Here is a 1,092-nt window from a genome sequence, read left to right on the forward strand (position 1 = left end):
AGTTCTGGCTTCACAACAACTGGAGCAACCATTTTAAATGATGTTTCTGTCTTAAGTCGTTCTCTTCTATTTTGGAGGAGTTTTACCCACCTCATCGGAGGGATGGGGGTACTGGTTTTTGCCCTAGCTATTATGGACAATTCTAAAAATAGTCACCTAGAAGTTATGAAGGCTGAGGTTCCAGGACCAGTATTTGGTAAGGTTGTGTCTAAGCTAAAAAATACAGCCCAAATCCTTTACATCCTCTACCTGGCTATGTTTGCCCTCTTTGTGGTTATTTATTACCTTGCTGGTATGCCACTCTACGATAGTTTTGTTATCGCTATGGGTACTGCTGGTACTGGTGGCTTTACTGTTTATAATGACGGAATTGCCCACTATCACAGTTCTCTCATCACCTATCTGACAAGTGTCGGGGTTTTGATGTTTGGTGTCAATTTCAATCTCTACTACTACCTCATGCTTCGTCGAGTCAAGGAATTCTTTTTTGATGAAGAACTCCGAGCATATCTCTTGATTGTAGCCATATCTACTGGTCTAATCACACTCAACACGCTTCACCTCTATAGCGGAGTTTCTCAAAGTTTTGAGATGGCCTTCTTCCAAGTATCTAACATCATTACCACTACCGGTTTTGGATATGGAGATATCACGAACTGGCCTTTGTTCTCTCAATACATCTTGCTAATGTTGATGGCAATCGGTGGTTCTGCCGGCTCCACTGCAGGTGGTCTCAAGGTTATTCGCGGAGTCATCCTATCTAAAATTGCTAAAAATCAAGTCTTGTCTACCATATCACCTCACCGTGTTTTAACCCTTCAGGTTAATCAAACGGTTATTGATAAGGATACTCAGCACAAGATTCTGAAGTACTTTGTGGTTTATATCATGATTCTACTCAGTTTGATTTTCATCGTCAGTTTAGATACCAATAATTTAATGGTTGTCACGAGTGCTGTTTTCAGTTGCTTTAACAATATCGGTCCTATTTTAGGAACAACTGCAAGTTTCTCAATTTTTAGTCCATTTTCAAAACTTCTACTATCCTTTGCAATGATTGCAGGACGTCTTGAAATCTATCCAATCATACTG

Annotated in this window: 1 protein-coding gene; it reads left to right on the forward strand. The window is 40.0% G+C overall.

Annotated elements, in window-relative coordinates; genetic code table 11:
* Nucleotides 1-1,092: TrkH family potassium uptake protein (locus QZ359_RS09075; protein WP_293965908.1), on the forward strand; the 1,092-nt coding region annotated here is incomplete at both ends.

It is taken from the genome of Streptococcus sp. (assembly GCF_019414905.1).
Taxonomy (GTDB): domain Bacteria; phylum Bacillota; class Bacilli; order Lactobacillales; family Streptococcaceae; genus Streptococcus.